This is a genomic window from Micromonospora sp. WMMD714 (assembly GCF_029581315.1).
Taxonomy (GTDB): domain Bacteria; phylum Actinomycetota; class Actinomycetes; order Mycobacteriales; family Micromonosporaceae; genus Micromonospora; species Micromonospora rifamycinica.
Genome location: NZ_CP120744.1, coordinates 6,486,753 through 6,509,489 on the forward strand (window position 1 = coordinate 6,486,753; position 22,737 = coordinate 6,509,489).

The 22,737-nt window shown below is 74.0% G+C and carries 17 protein-coding genes; 7 read left to right on the plus strand and 10 right to left on the minus strand.

The annotated features are described in order from the left end of the window. Positions 1 to 76 precede the first annotated feature (76 nt). From O7625_RS27540 to O7625_RS27560, 5 genes are all read left to right on the plus strand, one after another. Entirely contained in the window at positions 77 to 1,411 is a 1,335-nt protein-coding gene (locus O7625_RS27540; protein ID WP_282342719.1) for a glycosyltransferase family 4 protein, read from the plus strand. Between the two features lie 64 nt (positions 1,412 to 1,475). Further along, the gene (locus O7625_RS27545; RefSeq protein ID WP_282342720.1) at positions 1,476 to 3,779 is read left to right on the plus strand and encodes a serine/threonine-protein kinase; all 2,304 of its coding nucleotides are present in this window, start codon (positions 1,476 to 1,478) and stop codon (positions 3,777 to 3,779) included. A gap of 140 nt (positions 3,780 to 3,919) precedes the next feature. Beyond that, positions 3,920 to 5,587, plus strand: a complete 1,668-nt coding sequence (locus O7625_RS27550) for a serine/threonine-protein kinase (RefSeq protein WP_282342721.1) — start codon at positions 3,920 to 3,922, stop codon at positions 5,585 to 5,587. 102 nt (positions 5,588 to 5,689) lie between these two features. After that, positions 5,690 to 6,499 (plus strand): metal-dependent hydrolase, encoded by an 810-nt coding sequence (locus tag O7625_RS27555; protein ID WP_067315465.1) that lies wholly within the window; start codon positions 5,690 to 5,692, stop codon positions 6,497 to 6,499. A 129-nt stretch (positions 6,500 to 6,628) separates the two neighbouring features. Then, positions 6,629 to 7,282: a hypothetical protein gene (locus tag O7625_RS27560; protein WP_282342722.1), complete on the plus strand. Its 654-nt coding sequence runs from the start codon at positions 6,629 to 6,631 to the stop codon at positions 7,280 to 7,282. A 164-nt stretch (positions 7,283 to 7,446) separates the two neighbouring features. Here O7625_RS27560 and O7625_RS27565 read toward each other — a convergent pair whose 3' ends face one another. From O7625_RS27565 to O7625_RS27595, 7 genes are all read right to left on the minus strand, one after another. Beyond that, positions 7,447 to 8,040, minus strand: a complete 594-nt coding sequence (locus O7625_RS27565) for an NTP transferase domain-containing protein (protein WP_067315470.1) — start codon at positions 8,038 to 8,040, stop codon at positions 7,447 to 7,449. 408 nt (positions 8,041 to 8,448) lie between these two features. Beyond that, positions 8,449 to 10,128, minus strand: coding sequence for a bifunctional 3'-5' exonuclease/DNA polymerase (locus O7625_RS27570; RefSeq protein ID WP_282342723.1), 1,680 nt, complete (start codon positions 10,126 to 10,128; stop codon positions 8,449 to 8,451). Between the two features lie 483 nt (positions 10,129 to 10,611). Further along, positions 10,612 to 11,532 carry a carbohydrate ABC transporter permease gene (locus O7625_RS27575; protein WP_067311560.1) on the minus strand — a complete coding sequence of 307 codons (921 nt, stop codon included), beginning with the start codon at positions 11,530 to 11,532 and terminating at the stop codon, positions 10,612 to 10,614. A gap of 1 nt (position 11,533) precedes the next feature. Beyond that, complete coding sequence (locus O7625_RS27580; RefSeq protein WP_067311563.1) at positions 11,534 to 12,442, minus strand: sugar ABC transporter permease; 909 nt, start codon at positions 12,440 to 12,442, stop codon at positions 11,534 to 11,536. Positions 12,443 to 12,462: 20 nt separating this feature from the next. Beyond that, positions 12,463 to 13,899 carry an N-acetylglucosamine/diacetylchitobiose ABC transporter substrate-binding protein gene (gene ngcE / locus O7625_RS27585; RefSeq protein ID WP_067311567.1) on the minus strand — a complete coding sequence of 479 codons (1,437 nt, stop codon included), beginning with the start codon at positions 13,897 to 13,899 and terminating at the stop codon, positions 12,463 to 12,465. A 25-nt stretch (positions 13,900 to 13,924) separates the two neighbouring features. After that, complete coding sequence (locus tag O7625_RS27590) at positions 13,925 to 14,674, minus strand: SIS domain-containing protein (RefSeq protein WP_282342724.1); 750 nt, start codon at positions 14,672 to 14,674, stop codon at positions 13,925 to 13,927. After that, positions 14,671 to 15,618: a MurR/RpiR family transcriptional regulator gene (locus O7625_RS27595; RefSeq protein ID WP_282342725.1), complete on the minus strand. Its 948-nt coding sequence runs from the start codon at positions 15,616 to 15,618 to the stop codon at positions 14,671 to 14,673. The genes O7625_RS27590 and O7625_RS27595 overlap by 4 nt, the downstream gene beginning before the upstream one ends. 201 nt (positions 15,619 to 15,819) lie before the next feature. Here O7625_RS27595 and O7625_RS27600 point away from each other — a divergent pair, with 201 nt between their 5' ends. Further along, entirely contained in the window at positions 15,820 to 16,809 is a 990-nt protein-coding gene (locus O7625_RS27600) for a BadF/BadG/BcrA/BcrD ATPase family protein (protein WP_282342726.1), read from the plus strand. A 137-nt stretch (positions 16,810 to 16,946) separates the two neighbouring features. Here the strand turns inward: O7625_RS27600 and O7625_RS27605 are convergent, their stop codons facing one another. The 3 genes from O7625_RS27605 to murD all read right to left on the minus strand — a co-directional run bounded on the left by O7625_RS27605 (position 16,947) and on the right by murD (position 21,230). After that, complete coding sequence (locus tag O7625_RS27605; RefSeq protein ID WP_282342727.1) at positions 16,947 to 18,458, minus strand: CoA-acylating methylmalonate-semialdehyde dehydrogenase; 1,512 nt, start codon at positions 18,456 to 18,458, stop codon at positions 16,947 to 16,949. After that, positions 18,455 to 19,762, minus strand: a complete 1,308-nt coding sequence (locus tag O7625_RS27610) for an aspartate aminotransferase family protein (protein ID WP_282342728.1) — start codon at positions 19,760 to 19,762, stop codon at positions 18,455 to 18,457. Before O7625_RS27610 ends, O7625_RS27605 begins: the two co-directional genes overlap by 4 nt. A gap of 121 nt (positions 19,763 to 19,883) precedes the next feature. Continuing rightward, positions 19,884 to 21,230: a UDP-N-acetylmuramoyl-L-alanine--D-glutamate ligase gene (murD, locus tag O7625_RS27615; RefSeq protein WP_282342729.1), complete on the minus strand. Its 1,347-nt coding sequence runs from the start codon at positions 21,228 to 21,230 to the stop codon at positions 19,884 to 19,886. A gap of 88 nt (positions 21,231 to 21,318) precedes the next feature. On the opposite strand from murD, the gene O7625_RS27620 reads away from it, so the two are divergent. Next, the gene (locus O7625_RS27620; protein WP_282342730.1) at positions 21,319 to 22,668 is read left to right on the plus strand and encodes a hypothetical protein; all 1,350 of its coding nucleotides are present in this window, start codon (positions 21,319 to 21,321) and stop codon (positions 22,666 to 22,668) included. The last annotated feature ends 69 nt before the right edge of the window (positions 22,669 to 22,737 follow it).

The window sequence follows — 22,737 nt, forward strand, 5'->3', positions numbered from 1 at the left end:
CGACCCCGGGCCACAGCGAAGACACCCCTCTGGTGTCCCACCGGCGCGTGCCCGGGACACACCCGAAGGGGGCCGCATGTCACCTGACGCCGACGTGATCGACATCCACCCCGCCGCCCGGCACCAGCGGGTGCTGATGCTCTCCTGGGAGTACCCGCCGGTGCTCGTCGGCGGCCTCGGCCGGCACGTGCACGCCCTGGCCACCGCCCTGGCCGCCGCCGGACACGAGGTCACCGTGGTCACCCGGCACGCCGAGGGTGCCCCGCTGGAGGAGTACGCCGAGGGGGTCCGGGTCCTGCGCGCCCCCGAGGACCCGGTGACCTTTCCGCTGGCCACCGGGTCGCTGCTGGCCTGGACGATGGCGTTCAACCACACCCTGACCCGCACCGCCCTGCGGGCCGCCGACACCGCCGACTACGACGTGGTCCACGCCCACGACTGGCTGGTCGGGCACACCGCCGTGACCCTGGCCGAGCACCTCGACCTGCCCCTGGTCACCACCATCCACGCCACCGAGGCCGGTCGGCACCAGGGCTGGCTGCCCGGGGAGCTGAACCGCACCATCCACGGCGTCGAACACTGGATCAGCAACGTCTCGACCCGGGTGATCGCCTGCTCCGGCTACATGCGCGAGCAGGTGAGCCGGCTGTTCGACGTGCCCGCCGGCCGGGTCGACGTGGTGCCCAACGGGGTCGACGACCGGGCCTGGCGGGCCCGGCCGCGCGCGGTCGCCTCGGCCCGCGCCCGGTTCGCCGGAGACGGCCCGCTGGTCGGTTACGCCGGGCGGCTGGTCTACGAGAAGGGCGTACAGCACCTGGTGGACGCCGTGCCGCACCTGCGGGACCGGCACCCGGGGCTGCGGGTGGTGATCGCCGGCGACGGCCCGTACAGGGACGAGCTGGTCGACCGGGTGCACCGGCTGCACGTCGCCGACAGCGTCCGGTTCGCCGGTTTCCTGGACGCCGGGCAGCTCCCGGCGATGCTCGCCGCCACCGACGCGACAGTCGTGCCGAGCCTCTACGAGCCGTTCGGCATGATCGCCCTGGAGGCGGCGGCGGCCGGTGCCCCGCTGGCCGTGGCGAGCACCGGCGGGCTGGCCGAGATCGTCGAGCCCGGCGTCACCGGGGTGACCTTCCCGCACAGCGACCCGGACGCGCTGGCCGGTGCGGTCGACCGGCTCGTCGGCGACGAGGTCTTCGCCCGTCGGGTGGCCCGCCGGGCGCGCACCATGGTCGGCGAGCGCTACGGCTGGGCGGCCATCGCCGCACGTACCGTGAGCAGCTACGCCGCCGCCCGCCGCGAGCACGGCGGCTTCCAGGCCCGACGGGCGGCCACGCTGCTGGCCGGCGGTCGCCCACGGATCGCCATCCCGGAGGGCAACCTGCTGGCGCTCGACGGCGCGGCATGCTGACCGGATCGAGACCAGACAACCGATAGGTCCGTCCCGATCCATTGGCTACGGTGTACCTCGGCCGATGGTGAGGAGAACGGTGCAGCAGGTAGTGATCGCCGGCCGGTACCGCCTGTTGAAGATGGTGGGCCGGGGTGGCATGGGCCGGGTCTGGCTGGCCCGCGACGAGGTGTTGCACCGCGAGGTGGCGATCAAGGAGGTCGTCCCTCCCGCCTGGCTGGCCGACGACGAGCGCGACGAGCTGCGGCTGCGGACCCTGCGTGAGGCGCGTACCGCCGCCCGGCTCAACCATCCCAACGTGGTCCGGGTCTACGACGTGGTCCAGGTCGAGGAGCGGCCGTGGATCGTGATGGAGTACGTCCTGTCGCAGTCGTTGCAGACGGTGTTGGACACCACCGGCCCGGTCGACCCGGTGCGCGCCGCCGACATCGGGATGGCGCTGCTGGCCGCGTTGCGCGCGGCGCACTCCGCCGGGGTGCTGCATCGTGACGTGAAGCCGCAGAACGTCCTGGTCGCCGACGACGGCCGGGTGATGCTCACCGACTTCGGGCTGGCCACCTTCGACGGCGGCGACGGGCTGATGACCCGCCCCGGCATGGTGCTCGGCTCACCGCAGTTCGTCGCCCCGGAACGCGCCGCCGAAGGGGTGTCCAGCGTGGAGGCGGACCTGTGGTCGCTCGGGGCCACCCTGCACGCCGCCGTGGAGGGCCGTTCCCCGTACGCCCGGAGCACCGCGATGGCCACCCTGGCCGCCCTGGCCACCTCGCCACCGGACCCGGCCCCGCACGCCGGGCCGCTGCGCCCGGTGCTGGACGGGCTGCTGCTGCGCGACCCCCGGCAGCGGATCGGCCACGACGAGGCGGGGCGTCGGCTGGAGATGGTGACCCGGCCGGTGCCCACCGTGGAACCCCCCACGGTGGTGCTGCCGGTGGCCCGTTCCGCCAGTGCTCCGCCGCCGCACTGGCCGGGCAGGGACAGCGAGAAGGCCGACCGGCCGACGGCCCGGTCCCCGCAGGGCCGGGCGGAGAGCGACGCCGAACGCGACTGGGGGCCGCCCGGCCGCCGGGTTCTCCCCGACCCCGCCGACCGGCCCGCCACCTCGCCGCCCCCGGCGTCGGCCGGTGCCGCCGGCCCGGCTCCGGCGTCGTCCGCCGCCCCCTCCACCGCTTCGGCGTCGTCGGGTTCCGCCTCCCCCGCCCCGGCGTCGTCCGGTGCCACCGGCCCGGAGCGGGTCGGCCGGGCCGGGGTGGTCGGCACACCACCGGGCGGCCTTCCGGCGGTCCCCACCGGCTCCGCCGGCCCGGCGCCGGGCGGCTCCGGCGGCCCGATGTCGGGCGGCTCCGGCGGCCCGACGCCCGGCAGTTCCTCCGGCATCGGCGGCCCGACCCCGGGTGGCTCCGGCACCGGCGGCTCCGGTGCGGGTGCCGACGACCCGGCCGGCTACCGCCCGGGACTGGTCGATCCCCAGGGCCGCGCGCCCGGGGCGGGCAGCCCGGCAGACCCGGGGTCGGGCGGCCAGCGGGCGTCCGGCCCGGGGCGGGCCGGCGCGGGCGCGGGTTCACGACGGGCGACCGGGACGGGCGGGATGGCGGCGATGACCGCCCGGGTGGCCGGCGGCGCCCGGGGCTGGCTGCTGGCCGGGGTGACGCTGGCGGTGGGGGCGACGGTCGGGATCGGCACCACCTTCGCGATCAGCGACGACGACCACCGGGCCGCACCGCCCGCCACCGACGCGCCGACCACCGGCAAGCCCTCCACCCGCCCGTACGGCCCGCCCGGCCCCGGTCCCGGTTCGGGCCGACCGGGGGCACCACCGCCCGGCGGACCGGGCGCCGCCCCGCCTCCCCTGCCCTGCCTGCGCCCCGACCCGGTCGGCACGAAGGTCACCGGCCGACCGGCGACCGTGGACGACGGGTTCCGTCCCCCGCCCGGCTGGACCTGGTACGACGGAGCCGGTTACCGGATCGCCGTGCCGGTCGGTTGGCTGCGTACCCAGGAGGGCACGGTGGACTGCTTCCGTGACCCGGGCAGCCGCCGGACCCTCAGCGTGGAGCCGCGGGGCGGCGGTGGCGCCGCGCTGGACCGGTTGCGGGACGAGGAGCGCGCCCAGCTCGGCTTCGGCTCCCTGCCCGGATACGACAAGATCAAGCTGGCAGCCTCCGGCGACGGCGCGCAGTGGGAATGCCGGTGGGACACCCCGTTCGGCGGCCGGGAGCACGGCCTGCGGCTGATACCCGGCGGTGACCTGGCCGGATACCTGCTGAGCTGGTCCGCGGCGGACGAGGACTGGAACGCCTCCAGCGACGAGCTGGCGGTGGTCCGGGAGAGCTTCCGGGGCCGGTCGACCGAGGTCACCTCGCCCACCTGACCCCCTCCCCGACGGCCCTGCGCACCGGCGTGCCGCCACCGTCCATCGCGTCCGGCAGCCGCCCTGCGCACCGCGCCCGCGGTCGAGAAACCGCAGCTAGGTGGCTACCCTGGTAGCGGGGGGAGCCGAGGGGGAACGTCGTGCAGCAGCTGCTGGTCGCCGGGCGTTACCGGCTGCTCCATCTGGTCGGCACCGGCGGGATGGGCCGGGTCTGGCTGGCGCGCGACGAGATGTTGCACCGGGACGTCGCGGTCAAGGAGGTCGTCCCGCCGCACTGGCTCGCCGAGTCCGAACGCGAGGAACTGCGGCTGCGGACGCTGCGCGAGGCCCGTACCGCCGCCCGGCTCAACCACCCCAACGTGGTACGCATCTACGACGTGGTGCACGACGGCGACAGCCCGTGGATCGTGATGGAGTACGTGGCGTCCCGGTCGGTCCAGCAGCTGGTGAGCGACGACGGCCCGCTGGACCCGCACCGGGTCGCCGGAATCGGCCTGGCGGTGCTGGCCGCCCTGCGCGCCGCGCACGCCGCCGGGGTGCTGCACCGCGACGTGAAGCCGCACAACGTGCTGGTCGCCGACGACGGCCGGGTGGTGCTGACCGACTTCGGGCTGGCCACCTTCGACGGCGGCGACGGGGTGATGACCGGGCCGGGCATGGTCCTCGGCTCACCGCAGTTCGTCGCCCCCGAGCGCGCCCGCGACGGGGTGTCCGACCCGCGCACCGACCTGTGGTCGCTGGGCGCCACCCTCTACGCGGCGGTGGAGGGCCAGTCGCCGTACGCCCGGTCGAGCGCGATGGCGACGCTGAGCGCCCTGGCCACCGAGCCTCCCGACCCCACCCGTCGGGCCGGGCAGCTCCGCCCGGTGCTGGACGGCCTGCTGCGCCGCGACCCTGACCGACGGCTCACCGCAGCCGAGGCGGAGCCGCTGCTGCGGGCGGCGCTCGCGGCGACGTCGGCACCCCCGGGCGACCCGGCAGTGGAGCGGCACCGGCCGCCGCCGGCACCGCGCGTCCTGGCCGCTGCGACCCGGGCGGCGGCTCCCACCGTCCGCCCGGCCGGACCGACCAGCCGGGCATGGACGTGGGGCGGGCCGGCAGTGGGCGGGACCGCCCGGGGCACCACCGCGCCGCCGCCCCGTCGCCGTCGCCGGATCGTCCTGGTCGTGGTGGCCGTGGCGGCCACCGTGCTGATCGGAGCCGGCACGACGCTCGCCCTGCGGGCCGGCGACTCCACGCCGCCCTCGCCCGGGGCCGGGGCCGGCGACCCGGTGGCCCGGCCGGCGGCGTTCGCGTGCGCCGCCCCCGCGCCCGCGAACGCCGTCCCGGTCAGCTCTGCGCCGCCGCCGTCGGGTGAGCGGTTCGGCCTGGTCCCCGGTTGGACCTGGTACGCGGATCCGGCCGGGTTCCGGATCGCCGCGCCGGCCGGCTGGCTGCGCTACACCGACGGCACCGTGACCTGTCTGCGGGAACCGGGTGGCCCCCGGGTGCTGAGCGTCGCCCCGGGTGACGCGCCGGCCGACCCGGTGGCCCACTGGAAGGCCGAGGAGCGCCGGCTCGCCGACGACGGACGGCTCGCCGGCTACCGCCGGGTGGAGATCTCGGCGTTGGACATGTTCCGGGGCGGCGCGCTGTGGGAGTGCGAGTGGACCGGGCCGGCCGGCGTCCGGCTGCACACCGCCCGGCTGCTGGTGCGCGTCACCCCGGAACGCGCCTACACCGTCTCATGGTTGACAGACCAGTTCGACTGGCAGGTCAACGCGACGTACTTCCTGATGATCCGGCAGAGCTTCCGTCCCGCCGCCTGACCGCCTCCCCTGTGGACCATCCGGGTGATTGCCCCGTCGACGGCGGCTCTGACACAGTGGCGTAGCGTTGTCGATCAAGAAACCGGGGAGGGGCGAGGCGACATGATGGGACCGTCCCACGCACTGTCGGGCGCGGCGGTGTGGCTGACCGGGTCATGGGCACTGGATTACTTCGCCGACTACCACCAGTCCCCGCTCGCCCTGGCCGTCGGCACGGCGGTCTGCGCCGGTGGCGCGCTCTTCCCCGACCTCGACCTCTCCGGCAAGGTCACCCGCAACCAGGGCGGCGCCACGGTGGCCCGTACCTTCGGCGTCTTCTCGCTCTTCGTCGCCGAGGTGATGGAGAAGATCTCGCTCGGCGTCTACTACGCCACCAAGCTCAGCCGGGATCCGCGCCGCAACAACGGCCACCGGACCCTGACCCACACCATCCCGTTCACCGTGCTGGTCGGCTGGGGCACCACCGCGCTCTGCGCCGCGTACGGCAAGTGGGCGGTGGTGAGCATCCTGTTCTTCATGATCGGGCTGGCGCTGCGCGGGCTCTTCGACGAGTGGGCCGAACGGGCCGGCTGGGTGATCGTCACCCTCGTCTCGGCCGCCGCCGCCTGGTTCACCTTCGCCAACCTGCCGGGTGACCGGGGTTATCCGATGATCGGACTGGCCGTCGGGGTGGGGTGTTTCGTGCATATTCTCGGCGACATGATCACCAAGGCCGGGGTGCCGATCCTCTGGCCGATCCCGATCAAACGTCGGATGTGGACGATGATCGGGCTGCCGAACAGCATCGCGCTGCGCACCGGCAGCAAGGCCGAGGTGGTGGTGCTGCGGACCGCGCTGACCGTGCTCTCGGTGCTCGCGGCGGTCGGCCTGGTGGCCCCCTCGGTACTCCAGCGCTTCAACATCGAGGTCTGACCGGCCCTGCCCCGTCACCCGCCCCTTCCCTGGTCACGGTGGTGCCGGCCGGGTCCGGCACCCGGCCCCGCGGTGGGACCGCCCAACCGGGGGAAGTACGGGGGGTACGGCGACGCCTACGATGCGAGCATGTCCGCCGGCCCCGGGACGACCCGCAGCCTCGCCGGAACCCGCCGCGGACGGTCGATCGCCGGCCTGTCGACCCTACTGTCGCTGCTCCTCTTCGGGGGCGTCATCTGGGATGCCGGGTATGCCCGGCTCTACCCGGCGGCACGGTTCCTGCACCGGCCGCTGCCCCTGCTCGGACTGGCCACCCTGGCCGCGCTGACCCTGGTGGCCGCCGGCTGGCTGGCCGCCCGGCAGCCCCCCGCCTCGACGGCGCTGCGGCTCGGCGCACTCGGCTGTGCGGTGCTGCTCGGGGTCGGCACCTCCGCCTGGGGCATGTTCCGCACCGGTTTCGCCTCGACCGTCGAACGGGACTCCACGCTGGCGGTCTCCCCCGACGGCAGGTACGCCGTGGTCCGGCTGGACACCCGGGACTGGAAGGACCTCCCCCACACCGAGCTGCGGGTACGGTACCGGGCCGGCCTGCTCAGCCGCGACGCCGACCGGGAACTGGTGGACTGCCGCCGCGGTTGGCCCAGCGGACGGATCGACGCCGAGTTCGTCGGCGAGCAGACGGTCCGGGTGACCCCGGCCGGCCGGTCGGCGGTCACCGTCACCTTCGACCGACAGATGCGCCCCCGGCACCGGGTGGACGTCTGCCATCCCGCCGACGACTGACCGCCGCCCCGGCAGCCGGACGAGCCCGACGCCCGTAGCTCCCGAACGAATCCGCCGCCCGTAGCTCTCCGAGGAGCCGACCACCACAGCTCGCGGACGAACCCGTGGCAGCTCTCAGAAGATCCGACCACCACAGCTCGCGGACGAACCCGCCGCCGCAGCCCTCAGACGCCGACCCGCTGGGGTGGCACGGTGAGGCCGTAGAGCGCCATGAGCTCCGGGCTGTCCACCCGCTTGCCGTCGGCCACCGAGTCGCAGGCGATGTCGACGATCTGGTCCTTGTGCGCCAGCAGGTACGGTCGGGCTCCGACGTCGGCGCTGGCCAGGGTGGCGATCCCGGCCCAGTGCCGGCGGCCGAAGAGCATCGGGTAACCGCGCAGCCCGTCGTAGGTGGCGCAGGCGAGCACGTCCGGGTACGGCAGGGCGGCCACCCGCCGGACCGCCGCCGGGGTGAGACCGGGCATGTCGACCGGTACCACCACCACTGCCTCGACCCGCTCGTCGGCCAGCGCGGCCAGCCCGGCCCGGATCGACGAGCCGACCCCGGTGCCCCATGCCCGGTTGACCACCACCGTGGCCGGGCTCAGGTCGGCAGCGGCGCGGACCTCGTCGGCCGCCGCCCCCAGCACGACCGCCAACTGCCCGCAACCGGCCTCGGTCATCGTCTCGATCATCCGGCTGACCAGCGGTCGGCCCTCCAGGCGCAGCAACGCCTCCGGGCCGCCCAGCCGGCGTCCCCCGCCCGCCGCGATGATCATTCCTGCGATACGCACACCCGGTGCAACGAGCCCCCACGAAATGAGTGTCGGCACGAAACGGATATTTCACGCGTATAACCCCGCTCCCCCCGCTCCCCCGGCTCCCACCCCACCTCAGGCTTCCCACCCGGGCCGCCCCGGCCGCGCCCGCCCCGGTGATCAAGAGCTTTACGTCACCCCACCCCACCACCCCTGCCCTAAACCTCTTGATCACCGCACCCCGCCCCCGTCGGGGCCGGTGATCAAGAGGTTTAGGGCAGGGAAGTTGACTCGGATGACCTAAACCTCTTGATCACCGGGGCGGGCGCGGGCGAGGCGGCGCGGGCGAGGCGGCGCGGGCGAGGCGGCGCGGGCGAGGCGGGGCGGGCACGGGCGAGGCGGCGCGGGGGGCGGGCATACGGGGGTGGGCTAGGTGGCCTTGGCGTAGCAGTCGACTACGGAGAGGTCGAGGGGGAAGCGGACCGGGGAGTCGCCGAACAGCAGTGTCGAGGCCCGCGCCCCGGACCGGCGGACCGCCTCGACCACCGCCGGGGCCAGCTCGGCGGGGCAGTGCACGACCACCTCGTCGTGCTGGAAGAAAACCAGCTCCCCACCGGTGCCGGCCAGCTCGCCACGCAGGGTGGCGAGCAGCGTCGAGGCCCACTCGGCGGCGGTGGCCTGGATGACGAAGTTCCGGGTGAACCGGCCCCGGGACCGGGCGGCCCTGGCCCGGGGCGAGCGGGGGTCCGATCCGGCGTCCGGGTCCGGCGGGGTGTCGTCGTCGCCGAGACCCGCCGTGCCCGGTGGGCAGGTCCGGCCCAGCCAGGAGCGGACCAGGCCGCCCGCCTCACCGGTACGGGCGGCCGCCTCCAGGAAGCCGAAGGCGGTCGGGTAGCTGCGTTTGAGCACCGCCAGGGCCGGCAGCGCCCCGCCCCCGGTCTGCCCGTACATCGCACCGAGCAGGGCGAGCTTGGCGCGCGCCCGGTCCCCGCCGAAGGAGTCCCGGGCCAGCGCCGCATAGAGGTCACCGGCCGCGCCGGCGGTGGCCAGCCGGGCGTCACCGGAGACCGCGGCGAGCACCCGGGGTTCCAGTTGACCGGCGTCGGCCACCACCAGCACCCAGCCCGGATCGGCCACCACCGCCCGACGGATCACCTTGGGGATCTGCAACGCACCGCCGCCCCGGGTCGCCCACCGGCCGGAGACCACCCCGCCGGGGACGTACTCCGGGCGGAACCGGCCCTCGCGGACCCAGGCGTCCCGCCAGGCCCAGCCGTGCGCCGTCCAGAGACGGTAGAGCTCCTTGTATTCGAGCACCAGCGGCACGGCCGGATGGTCGACGCCGCGCAGCACCCAGGCCCGGGTGTTGGGCAGGTCCACGCCGACCCGGGCGAACGCGCGCAGCAGCTCCGCCGGGGAGTCGGTGTGCAGTTGCCGGACGCCGAGGGCCTCGGCGATCCGGGCGGCCAGCTCGGCCAACCGCCGGGGTGGCCCACCCACCGGGGACGGTTCACCCAGCAGTTCGGCGAGGAGCGCGTCGTGCACGTCGGCCCGCCAGGGCAGCCCGGCCGCGGCCATCTCCACCGCGACCAGCGCGCCGGCCGATTCGGCGGCCACCAGCAGCCGGAACCGGCCGGGATGGGCGGTGGCGGCGATCCGGGCGAGCTGGTCGGCGTACACCCGGGTCACGGTGTCGATGCCGGGGGCCGGCGGGCCGGGGACGGCCTCGAAGAGCGCGGCCTGCCCGTGGCCGGGCGGCGCGGGCGGCCGCGGCGGCGGATCGGGCGGGACGGCGGCCCCGGTGAGCCGCGCGAACGCCGCGGCCAGCGAACGGGGCTCGCCCCACCGGCCGGCGTGCCCCAGCAGCAACGCCTCGGTCAGCTCGACGTCGTGGCAGCGTTCGACGCGCACCCCGGCGCGCCACAGGGTCGGGTAGACCGCCGTGCCGGAGCCCCACACCCAGCGGGGGCGCTCGGCGCTCTCCCGGGCGGCGACGGCGCCGGGCAGGTCGTCGACCAGCTCGACCGCGCCGAGCGGCCGGCCGGCGGCGTCCAGCGGTCGCAGCGCGCCACCGCCCCGCTCGCCCACCGCCACCGCCACCACCGCCACGGCCCGATTCTGCCCCGCCCCTGTGACAGCCGTCCGACCGTCGGGTCCGTCCGACCGGTCGCGCCGCCCCTGACGACCACCGGGCGAACCTCACGCGGCTCGCCCTTCCTCGGCGCGCCGCGCCCGGGGCCAGAGCGGGACGGACCTGGCCGGAGCGGACGGGCCGGAGCGGACGGGGCATGGTGAGAGGCCGGCGCGGACGGAACCGGCCGGAGCGGACGAGGCGTGGTGACAGGCCGGAGCGGACGGGGCGGGGTGACAGGCCGGAGCGGACGGGACGGGGTCACCAGTCGCGTGCGACCCGTATGCCCCGTAGGCATAAATATGCCTGCGGGGCATACGGACTTTCGGGCACAGGTTCCTGTCCGGCCCGCAGGAACGGCGGCGGGGTGGGCTGTCGACCGTGCCGGAGGTCGGGCCGGGCACAGATGCCTGTCCGGGGACCGGGGCCCGTCCGGGGGCCGGGCAGGGCGGCGGGGTGGGCTACTTGACCGCGCCGGAGGTCAGGCCGGACTGGATCTGCCGTTGGAAGACCGCGTACACAATGATCATCGGGAGGATGGCGATGGTCAGCGCGGCGAACAGGCCGGACCAGTCGGCCTCGTAGCCGGCGTTGACCGAGATGTCGGCGATGCCCTGGGTGAGCACCCACTTGTCCTTCGCGTTGGAGAGCAGCACCAGTGGCAGCTGGTACTGCGCCCACTGCCCGATGATGTTGAAGATCGCCACGCTGATCAGGCCCGGCTTCGCCATCGGCAGCATCACCTGGAAGAACAGCCGGGTGTGCGAGCAGCCGTCGATCATGCCGGCCTCGGCCACCGAGTTCGGCAGCGTCCGGAAGAACGCGGCCAGGAAGAAGACGGTGAACGGCAGCGAGTAGGCGATGTAGACCAGGATCACGCCGGTGTGGGTGTCCAGCAGACCCAGGTTGCGGACCACGAAGAAGAGCGGCACCAGGGCCAGGAAGACCGGGAAGGCCAACCCGGAGACGAACAGGTAGTAGATCGCCCGGTTGCCCCGGAACTTGTACCGGGCCAGCACGTACGCGGCCATCGAGCCGAGCAGCATGGTGCCGAAGGTGCTGCACGACACCACGAAGACGCTGTTGAGGAAGTACCGGCCGACGTGCGCCTTGGTCCAGGCCCGACCGAAGTTCTCCCAGCGCAGCTCCGCCGGCAGGGTCCAGGGGCTGCTGAAGATCTCGCTGGTGTTCTTGAACGCGGCCAGGAACGTCCAGAGGATCGGCACGATGACGATCACCGCCCAGACGGCGAGCGCCAGCTGACCCAGCCCGCTGAACAGTCGTACCTCGTGGTGCTGACCCCGGCCCCGGCGGGCGCGGGCGGCGGGCCGGCCCGGCGGGGTGTCCGCCGGGGCCGACGGCAGCGTCGTCTGTGCGGCCATCTCAGTACTCCACGCTTTCCCGCTTGGTCAGCCGCAGCGTCAACGCCGCGAACGTGAGGGTGAGGAAGAACAGCGCCACGCCCATCGCCGAGGCGTAGCCGTACTTCGAGTAGACGAAGGCGTTGCGGTAGATCTCCACCGCCAGCACCGTCGTCGCGCCGTCCGGGCCGCCGCTGTCCACCGAGAGCACCGCGACGATGGCGAACGCGTCGAACGCGGCGATGCCGAGATAGATCCAGGCCACCTGGAGGGTGTCCCAGAGCAGCGGCAGGGTGACCCGGAAGAAGAGCATCACCTTGCTCGCCCCGTCCATCTCGGCCGCCTCGTAGATCTCCCCCGGAATGGAGGCCATCCCGGCCGAGAAGAGCACCACGTAGAAGCCGACCGCCTGCCAGACCAGCACCGCGATGATCGACCAGAGGGCCAGGTTCGGCCGGATCAGGAACAGCACCGGATCCAGGCCGAGCTTCATCAGCACGCCGTTGATCAGGCCGGACTCGTTGGGCCGGTACACCATCTGGAACAGCACCGCGATGATGGCCACGGCGAGGACCTGGGGGAAGAAGAACACCACCCGGTAGAACCCCGACCCCCGGACCCCCTGCCGCTGACCGCCCACGCTGCGTCCGCCCACGTTGAGCAGGAAGGCGAAGAACAGCGCGATGGCGATCGTGATCAGCGGCAGGGCAAGCAGCAGTACGCCGTGGTGCTGGACCGCCTGCCAGAAGCGCCCGTCGTCGAGCAGCCGCCGGTAGTTGTCGAAGCCCACCCACTGCGGGGCGGACAGCCCCCGCCAGTTGGTCATCGAGATCTGGAACGCCTGCGCGTACGGTGCGATGACGAAGACCACGTACAGCGTGACCGGGGCGAAGAGGAACCCGATCACGAACGGATACTTGCCGTGCCGCATGATCCCGCTACTCCGATCGGTCAGCGCGTGAACTTGGCGACGGAGCTGTCCTTCTTGATGGCGTCGGCCCGCTTCTGGATCCGCTCCACGAAGGCGTCCGCCTTGATCCGGCCGAACATCAGCTCGTTGGTGGCGGTCCGCGCCTCGGTGTCCAGCTCCTTGTACCAGCCGTCGAAGTACAGGTTGAACACGTCCTTGCCGGCGGCGGCGAGTGCGGCCTGCGAGCTGGCCACCCCCGGCGGGAAGGCGAAGCCGGCGCTGCCCGCGGTGACCACCGTCGGGGCCTTGACCACCTCGGTGAAGCCCTTGGCCCCGGCCACCGAGAGCATCTGGCGCATGTACTCCAGGCCGCCCCGCGGGTTCTTGCTCTTGGCCGAGACGAAGTAGCCCTCGCCGGCGGTGGCCCGCACCGCGGTGCCGGGCAGCTTGTCCGAGCCGGACAGGCTCGGCACCGGCATCAGCTGGTAGTCGAAGCCGGCCGGCGTGTCCTTCTTCTGCTCGCCCTCCAGCCAGTCACCGCTGGGGTAGAGGGCCAGCTTGTACTGGTTCTGCCGGAGCTGCACGTCGGTGTGCTTGAGCCCCTCGAAGCTCTTGTCGACGTACTTCGCGCCGATCTCGGCCCACGCCTCGGCGGCCTGCTTGACCGCGTCCTGCTGCCAGGCGCCGTCCTCCAGGTTGTCGATGTTCTTGAGCACGTCGGTGCCGCCGATCTTGGCGGCGTGGGTGAGGATCACGTTCCACTGGTAGTAGGCCGCGTTCGCCCCGGCGTAGCCGTACGGGGTGATGCCCCGACCCTTGATCGCGTCGAGCAGGGCGGTGAACTCCGACCAGTTCTTGGCCGGCGTCCAGCCGTTCTCCTTGAACAGCTTGCCCGAGTACCAGATCCCGAAGACGGTGGAGACGTAGTACAGGACGTAGGGCTTGCCGTTGAACGAGCCCGCCTCGACCGTGCCGGGCACCACCGTGTCGCGGACCTTCTTGTTCGGGTCGTCGACCGACGGGGCGTCCCACAGCTCGGTGAGGTCCATCAGCTGCCCGTCGGCGACCAGCGAACCGAAGTCGATCAGCTTCTCGCCCGAGTTGTTGACGAACTCCGGCGGGTTGCCCGAGGCGAACCGGGGCTGGAGCACGGTGGAGACCGCCTGGGTCGACTGGTGCTTGACCTCCGCCTTGGGGAACGCCTTCTTGTAGAGCGGCTCGTGCACGTCGGTGGCGTACTTCTCGCCGTAGCCGCCGTTGAAGATGACCACCTCCAGCGGGGCGTCCTCGGGGGCGCCGAGCGGGTTGGTCGCGCTCTTGGTGCCCTCCTCGGCCTTGCTGCCGCCCTCGTCGGAGCCGCTGGTGGCGCAGGCGCCGAGCAGGCCGACCACCGGGGTGGCGAGCAGGCCCGCCGCGGCGGTACGGCCCAGCAGGGTGCGGCGGTTCAGCGCGGTCGGGGTCTCGGGGGTATTCGACATCGTCGTCTCTCCTTGGGTGTCCGGGTCAGGCGGTGCGCCGGAGACGCCCGGCGTACCGCGACTCGAGGGCGAGGTTGTGCGCGTCCCCACCGGGGACGTTGGCGGAGAGGTAGATAGGGGGTACCTCTCCGACCTGGTGGAACCGTCGGACGACCTCCGCCGTCACCAGCTGCGCCAGCAGCGCCGAGGTGACCGAGGAGGTCGCACAGACCGCGCCGCCGCCCTCCAGCGGCAGCAGTGCGTCGCCGTACGGGGCGCCGTTGTCGAGCACGACGTCGGCGAGGTCGGCGAGTCGGTGGCCGGACGGGTGGCGGGGGGCCACCCGGGTGGTGTGCGCGAGCGAGGTGACCGCGATCAGCGGGTGGCCACGCCCGGTGACCAGCGTCGCCAGCTCGACCACCGAGCCGTTGATGCCGGACTGGGAGGCGATCAGGAAGATGTCGGCCGGCTGCGCCCGGGCCAGCGGGTAGAGCTGGTGGGCCACCGCCGGATCCCGTTCCAGCTTGGGGTCGGCGAGCACGTCGCGGGGGGCGTCGCCGTGCAGCACCAGGTCGTGCAGGCCGATCCGGTTGGTGGGGACCAGACCGCCGGCCCGGGCCACCAGGTCGGCGGCGAACGCCTCGGAGTGGCCGGCGCCGAACGCCTGGAGTACCCCGCCGGCCCGCAGGCTGGTGGTGATCAGGTCGGCGGCCCGGCCGATCGCCTCGGACTGGCCGTCGACCACCCGGTCGAGCAGGGGGCGGACGGCTCGGGCGTACCCCTGGGCACTGATCATGAGGTGGTCCCCTTCGCGGCCTTGTGCCCCTCGACGGCCTGGGCGGTACGCCGGAAGGCCGCGTGGGCGCGGTCGTGGGTGCGCTGCGCCACGGCGATGTAGAGCAGGTCGAGCACGACGAGCTGCGGGTGCCGGGCGGACAGCGCGTCCGGCCGGAAGGTGGTGGCCTGGCTGGCGGTGAGCAGGACGATGTCGGCCAGCTCGGCCAGCGGGGAGCGCGGGAACCCGGTCAACGCCACCGTGGTGGCCCCCCGGCTGCCCGCCTCGGCCAGCATCTCGATGGTCTCCCGGGTCTGCCCGGTGTGCGAGATGCCCAGTGCCACGTCGCCGGGGCCGAGCAGCGCGGCGCTGGCCAGCCCCTCGTGCACGTCGCTCCAGGCCCACGCCGCCACCCCGATGCGGTGCAGGCTGAGCTGCATCTCCTCGCCGACCAGGGCGCTGCCGCTGGCCCCGAAGATGTTGACCCGGGCCGCGCCGGCGATGGCGACCGCGGCCCGTTCCACCTCGGCCAGGTCGAGCAGGGTGGCGGTGTCGTGCATGGCCCGGGTGTCGGCGGCCATGATCTGGTCGAGTACCCGGGCCAGCGGGTCACCGGGCTGGATCTCCCGTCCGATGTCGACTGTCCAGCCGGCCGAGCGGGCCCGGCCGGTCTCCGAGGCGATGCCCAGGCGCAGGTCGGCGTAGCCGTCGAAGCCCATCGCCCGGCAGAACCGGGTGATGGTGGCCGGAGAGGTGCCGCTGCGTTCGGCCAGCTCGACGATGGTGGCGCGGGCCGCTGCCTCCGGGTCGCTGAGCACCTGCTCGGCGACCCGGCGCAACGCTCCCGTCAGCTCACCCGCGCCGGCCCGGACCCTGGCCAGCACCCCGTCCGCCCCCCGCCGGTCGGCCGGCTCGGCGTCGACCACCGCGGTTGCCGCGGTGGTGTCCCCCTCGTGCTCGGCCATCGACCCGCCCTTTCGGAAAAGAGTGTTAACTGTTAGTGGTAAAAGTTCTTACTGAAGGCCCCTTCCTGTCAAGACCATGGGCGAAGTTTTCAAACTGTTACCTGCCGCCGCACCCCGCCGCCGACCGCCACCCTTGCCCTCCGGCACCGCAGCGACCAGCATGGACACCCCCACCCCAGCCCGCCCGGGAGGTCCCCGACGATGTCCGACGCCGTCGTGGTCGGCCTCGACGTCGGGGGTACGTCCACCCGGGCGGTCGCCCTGACCCTCACCGGCGAACGCCTCGGCACCGGCCGGGCCGGCGGCGGCAACCCCACCAGTCACGGCGTCGAACGGGCCGCCGCCGAACTGCTGACCGCCCTGCGCGGCGCGGTGCGCGGGTTCGACCCGGCCCGGGTCCGTGCCGGGGCCGTCGGGCTCGCCGGGGCCGGCCGGCTGCGCGCCGACCCGGCCGGCCGGGCCGCTTTCGACCAGGCCTGGTCGGACGCCGGCCTACGCTGCCCCTACACGGTGCACAGCGACGCCCTCGTCGGCTACGCCTCCGGCACCGCCGCGCCCGACGGCACGATCCTGATCGCCGGTACCGGGGCGATCGCCGCCCAGGTGCGCGACCTGCGGCTGGACCGGGTCGCCGACGGGCACGGCTGGCTGCTCGGCGACGCCGGCTCGGGATTCTGGCTGGGCCGGGAGGCGGTCCGCGCGCTCCTGGCCGACCTGGACACCGGCACCGCGCCCGGCCCCCTCGGCCGGCGGCTGCTCGCCGAACTGCTCGGCACGACCGAGGTGGCGGCCCGCCCCCGCGACACCGTCGACGCGGTGGTCCAGGCGGTCACCCGCCAACCTCCGGTGCAACTGGCCCGGTTCGCCCCGCCGGTCGTCGACGAAGCTGTCGCCGGTGACCCGGGCGCGGCCGAACTGCTGCACCGCGCCGCCGCGCACCTGGTCACCAGCGCCGGTCGGATCCGCGCGGACGGCGCGACGACGCCGCTGGTGCTCGGCGGCGGGCTGCTCACCGGGGGCACACCGCTCGGCGCGGCGGTTAAGGCCGAGGCGGGCCGTCGCTGGCCGGGCGCCCCGGTCCACTCGGCCGGGGACGGCGCGGCGGCGGCGGCCTGGCTGGCCGCCCGCTCCCTGCCCGAGGTCACCGACCCGGCCGCCCGGCACGCGCTGCTGGTCCCGTCGGCCGACTGACGCCCCGACGACCGCAACAAGTAGGAGTTTTCCTACCAGTCAAGCCGGCGGGACCGAAGGCATGGTCATTATCGGTCAGGCAGCCATCGTGAGTACGCCACCGGCGGGGCCTGCGCCGCCGGCTCGCCCCTTCCGTCTCAGGTCTGGGTGGGGAAACCGAGGTTCACCCCGCCGTGGCGGGGATCGGGCCAGCGGCTGGTGACCACCTTGCCCCGGGTGAAGAACCGCACCCCGTCCTCCCCGTGGGCGTGCAGGTCACCGAAGAGGGACGCCTTCCAGCCGCCGAACGAGTAGTAGGCCATCGGCACCGGGACCGGCACGTTGATCCCGACCATGCCCACCTCCACCTCGTGCTGGAACCGCCGGGCCGCCCCACCGTCGTTGGTGAAGATCGCCGTGCCGTTGCCGTACGGGTTGGCGTTGACCAGGGCGACCGCCTCGTCGTACGAATCGACCCGGACGACGCCGAGCACCGGCCCGAAGATCTCGTCGGTGTAGATCGACATGTCCGGGGTGACCCGGTCGAACAGGGTCGGGCCGAGCCAGAAGCCGCCCGGGTCGCCATCCGGCACGACCTCCCGGCCGTCCACCACCGCGACCGCGCCCGCCGCCACCCCGGCCGCCACGTACGACCGGACCCGTTCGGTGTGCGCGGCGGTGACCAGCGGACCCAGGTCGACGGCGCGCCGGCCGTCGCCGGTGCGCAGCCCGGCCACCCGGGCGGCAATCCGGGCGACCAGGGCGTCGGCGACCGGCCCCACCGCGACCAGCGCCGAGATCGCCATGCACCGCTGGCCCGCCGAGCCGAACCCGGCGTTGACCGCCGCGTCGGCGGCCAGGTCGAGATCGGCGTCGGGCAGCACCACCAGGTGGTTCTTCGCCCCGCCGAGGGCCTGCACCCGCTTGCCGGCCAGCGTCGCGCGCCGGTGCACGTGCCGGGCGACCGGGGTGGAGCCGACGAACGACACCGCCCGCACCCCGGGGTGGTCCAGCAGCGCGTCCACCGCCCCGGCGTCGCCGCTGACCACGTTGAGCACCCCGTCGGGCAGGCCCGCCTCGGCGAACCACTCGGCCAGCAGCAGCGCCGCGCCCGGGACCTTCTCGCTCGGTTTCAGCACGACCGCGTTGCCGCAGGCCACCGCCAACGGCACGAACCACAGCGGCACCATCACCGGGAAGTTGAACGGCGAGATCACCGCCACCACCCCGAGCGGCTGCCGCAGGCTGTACGAGTCGACCTCGGTGGAGACGTTCGCGCTGAAGCTCCCGCGCACCGCCGAGGCGATGCCGCAGGCGTACTCGATCACCTCGAGGCCGCGCTGCACCTCGCCGGCGGCGTCGGCGAGCGCCTTGCCGTGCTCGGCGGTGACCACCCGGGCGAGCCGGTCCCGCCGGGCGTGCACCAGCTCCCGGAAGGCGAACAGCACCGCCGTCCGCCGGGCCAGCGAGGCGTCCCGCCAGCTCCGGGCGGCCCGCTCGGCCGCCTCGACCGCCACCGCGACGTCCGCCGCGTCGGCCAGCGCCACCCGGCCGGTACGCCGACCGGTGGCCGGATCGAAGACGTCCCCGAACCGGCCGGACGCCCCGTCGATCCGCTTGCCGTCGACGAAGTGCCCGACCATGGTGCCCTCCCCCGCCGGCCCGCTCATCGCACCGCCACCCCGGCGACGGCGGAGCGAATCGCCTCGACCAGGACGGCCAGCCCCTCGCGGGCCTCGTCCTCGGTGAGGGTCAGCGGCGGGCCCATCCGCAGCACGTTGTGGTGCAGGCCGCCCTTGCCGACCAGCAGGCCACCGGCCCGGCAGGCCTCGAAGACCCGGGCGGTCAACACCGGATCGGGCTCCAGCCCGCCGGGCCGGACGAACTCCACGGCGAGCATCAGACCCTTTCCCCGCACCTCGGCGACGCCGTCGAGGTCGGCGACCGTGGCCCGCAGGCCGTCGAGGAGGATCGCACCCACCCGGGCCGCGTTGGCCTGGAGGTCGTGGTCGCGCAGGTAGTCCAGGACGGCGTTGCCGGCGGCGGTGCACAGCGGATTGCCGCCGAAGGTGGAGAAGCTGATCGCCGGCACCGACTCCATGATCTCCGCCCGGCCGACCACCCCGGCCAGGGCGAATCCGTTGCCGATGCCCTTGGCGAAGGTGAGCAGGTCCGGGGTGACCCCGTGCGCCTGGTAGCCCCAGAAGTGCTCGCCGGTGCGCCCCCAACCGGTCTGCACCTCGTCGGAGATGAGCAGGATGCCGTGTTCGTCGAGCACCTTGCGCCAGCCGGCGAACAACCCGTCGGGCGGGGCGACGAAACCGCCGACGCCCTGGATCGGCTCGGCGATCAGGCAGGCGACGTCACCGCTGGTCTGGGTGGCGAGCACCTCGCGCAGGTCCTCCACGGCGGCGTCCATCCGGTCGGCCTCGGGCAGCCGGGCGAGCAGCCCGCGCAGCCGTTCACCGGAGTGCAGCCAGGCCACCTGGAGTGGATTGTGCGCGCTGGCCGTCCAGCTGCGGTGCCCGGTGATCCCCATCGTCGCGTACGACCGGCCGTGGTAGCTGTTGCGGACGGCCAGGATCTGGTGCGACCGGCGGTGGTTGGTGGCGACCAGCAACGCCGCCTCGTTCGCCTCGGTGCCCGAGTTGGTGAAGAAGACCCGGGCGTCCGGGATACCGGCGAGCGCGGTCACCTTCTCGGCCAGCTCCACCTGCTGCCGGATCAGATACAGGGTGGAGGTGTGCACCAGGCCGGTCCGCAGTTGACGCTCCACCGCCTCGCGGATCTCCGGGATGTCGTAGCCGATCATGTTGGTCAGCACCCCGCCGAAGAAGTCCAGGTAGCTGCGCCCCTGGGCGTCGGTGACCCGGCGGCCGGAGCCGGCGACCAGCTCGATCGGCTCGGTGTAGTAGAGCGGCATCCAGGACGGGAGCACGGCCCGGTGTCGGGCCAGCAGGTCGTCGGCGGTCATCGGCACACCCTTCAGCGGCGGCGGCTTGCGCGTTCCTCGCACGCTGCCACCCCGACCGGCCCACGACAACTGGCACTGTGTAGCCCGGCGACCGTCCACGCCTGACACGGCGTCACCGCGGTCAGCCGGCGGTGTCCCGGATCGCCTCGGCGAAGACCTCGGAGCGGTGCTCGAAGTTGCGGAACCGGCCGTAGCTGGGGGCCGCCGGGGAGAGCAGCACCACCCCGTCGGCCGGGGTCACCGACCGGGCCAGCCGGACCGCGTCCACCAGGTCGTCGACCACGTCGGTACGCACCTTCGGCAGCCCGCCCAGCGCCGCCACGATCCGGGGGCCGCTGTCCGGGATCCCGATCACGGTCAGCTCCCGCTCGGCCAGGTGCTCGGCCAGCGGCGTGTAGTCCAGCCCCCGGTCGGTGCCGCCGACGATCACCGTCAACGGCCGCCCGTCGTACGCGTCGATCGCGTGCATCGCCGCGTACGGGCTGGTGGCGAGGGTGTCGTCGACGAAGGTGAGGCCGGACGGGTCGACGATCTCGGTGAGCCGGTGGGCCAGCCCGTGGAACCCGGCGACCGCCACCGCCAGGGTGTCCCTGTGGGCGGTCACGTCGACCCCGAGCGCGTCGAGCACCGCGAGCGCCACGCAGAGGTTGCCGGCGTTGTGCCGGCCGACCAACGGCAGCACCTGGCGGGCGAAGAGCGGCCGGTCGCCGAGGTGGAACCAGTCGGTGCCGTCCGGGCCGCTGGCGACGTGCACGCCGTCCGGCAGGCCGGCGCGGATCGCCGCCCGGTCACCCAGCTCCAGCGCCAGCCGTGGGTCGTTGCCGTTGACCACCACCGTCCGCGGGCCGTACGCGAGCAGGTTGAGCTTGTCCCGGTAGTACTCGGCCTCGCCGCCGTGCGCGTCCAGGTGCTCCGGGAACAGGGCGGTGACCACCGCGACCCGAGGGGAGTCGGTCAGGTCGCTGCACTGGTAGCTGGACAGCTCCAGCACGTACAGCCCGGCGTCGGGCAGGTCCAGGGTGGGCACGCCGATGTTGCCGCCCAGCACGTTGGGCCGGTCCACCGCCGCGAGCAGGTGGCTGATCAGGCTGGCGGTGGTCGACTTGCCCTTGCTGCCGGTGACCCCGATCGTCCGGTCGGCGTGGTCGGCCATCCACAGCGCGGTGCCCTGGGTGACGGTGGCCCCCCGGGCGCGCAGCTCGACCAGCCACGGGTGGGTGTTGGGCACCCCCGGGGAGCGGACGACGACCTCGGCGGCGGCCAGCCGGGCGAATCCCTCCTCGCCGGTGACCAGCGGCGCGGCCTCGGCGAGCGGACCCTCCCAGGCCACGGTGAGGAAGTTGGCGCTGTCGTCGACGGCGACCAGGTCCGCCGGGCCGTGCGCGGCGATGGCGGTCACGGCGGCGCGGCCCTCGCGGCCGGCCCCCCAGACGGCGACGGTACGGCCACGCAGATCGGACAGGCGCACGAACTCTCCCTGGGGTCTCGACGATGGGGGTACCGGCCCCGTCCGGCGCAGCGGACCCGGCCGGACGAACCAGGGCCTAGTATGGCGTGTGCCCAACGAGCAGCTCCGGCGGATGGACGCCTTCACCTTCCCGTCGTACTCGATCGACCTCGCCACCGGCGAGGCACTGTTCGACTACGCCCTGACCGGCCCCGACGGCGAGCAGCGGTTCACCGAGACGATCACGCTGCCGTTGCCGGCCGAGCCGCCGTCGGACGAGACGGTGGCCACCCTGGGCCGGGTCCTGGAGCTGCTGCACGTGGTGGCCGGGGTGAGCTACTACAAGGCCGCCGCGCCGCCGCGGCTGGTGCTGCCGGCGCCGCTGGGCGGGGCCGCCGCCGCGCTGGTCACCGCCGTCTACACCAGGGGCCTCGCCGAGTACGCCTACCGCAACCAGCTCCCGCACGTGCTGGAGCTGCGCCCCGAGGTGCCGGCCGGCGAGGTGCCACCACCCCGGGTGTACGACGACTCCGACCGTCGTCCGCTGTCGGCCGTCGGCGGGGGCAAGGACTCCATCGTCAGCCTGGAGGCGCTGCGCCGGGCCGGCTTCGACCCGGTGCCCTTCTCGGTCAACCCCAACCACGTGATCGTCGCGGTGAACGAGGCGTCCGGGCTGCCCGCGCTGGCCGCCCGCCGACGGCTCGACCCGGTGCTGTTCGACCTGAACGCGGCGGGTGCGCGCAACGGGCACATCCCGGTCACCGCGATCAACTCGCTGATCGCGGTCGCCACCGCCGTGCTGCACGGGCTCGGGCCGGTGGTGATGTCCAACGAGCGGTCCGCGTCCGACCCGAACCTGATCTGGAACGGTCACGAGATCAACCACCAGTGGTCCAAGGGGGTCGAGGCCGAGGGGCTGCTGCGGGCGGCGCTGGCCGAGCACGCCGGGCTCACCGAGCCGTACTTCTCGCTGCTGCGGTCGCTGTCGGAGCTGCACATCGCCCGGCTGTTCGCCACCATCGACCGCTACGACGCGGTGGTGACCAGCTGCAACGCCGCGTTCAAGCTGCGCGACGCCAGCGCCCGCTGGTGCCGTAACTGCCCGAAGTGCCGGTTCGTCTTCCTGGCCATGGCCCCGTTCATGCCCCGGGAGCGGGTGGTCGGCATCTTCGGCGGCGACCTGCTGGCCGACGAGGCGCAGATCCCCGGCTACCGGGAACTGCTCGGCGTGGACGGGCACAAGCCGTTCGAGTGCGTCGGCGAGGTCGAGGAGTCGGTGGTGGCGTTGAGCCTGCTCGCCGAGCAGGACCAGTGGCGCACCGCCCCGGTGGTCCGCACCCTGGTCGACGCGGTGCCCCCGCAGGCCTGGTCCACCGCCGCCACCTCCGACGTCTTCACCCCCGCCGGCCCCAACCACATCCCCACCCCGTACACCAAGACCCTGGAAACCCTCACCTGACCCGGCCCCGCCCCGCCCCGGCCCCGCGCCGAGCCCGCCCCGCCCCGAGCCCGGCCTGCCCCAGACCCG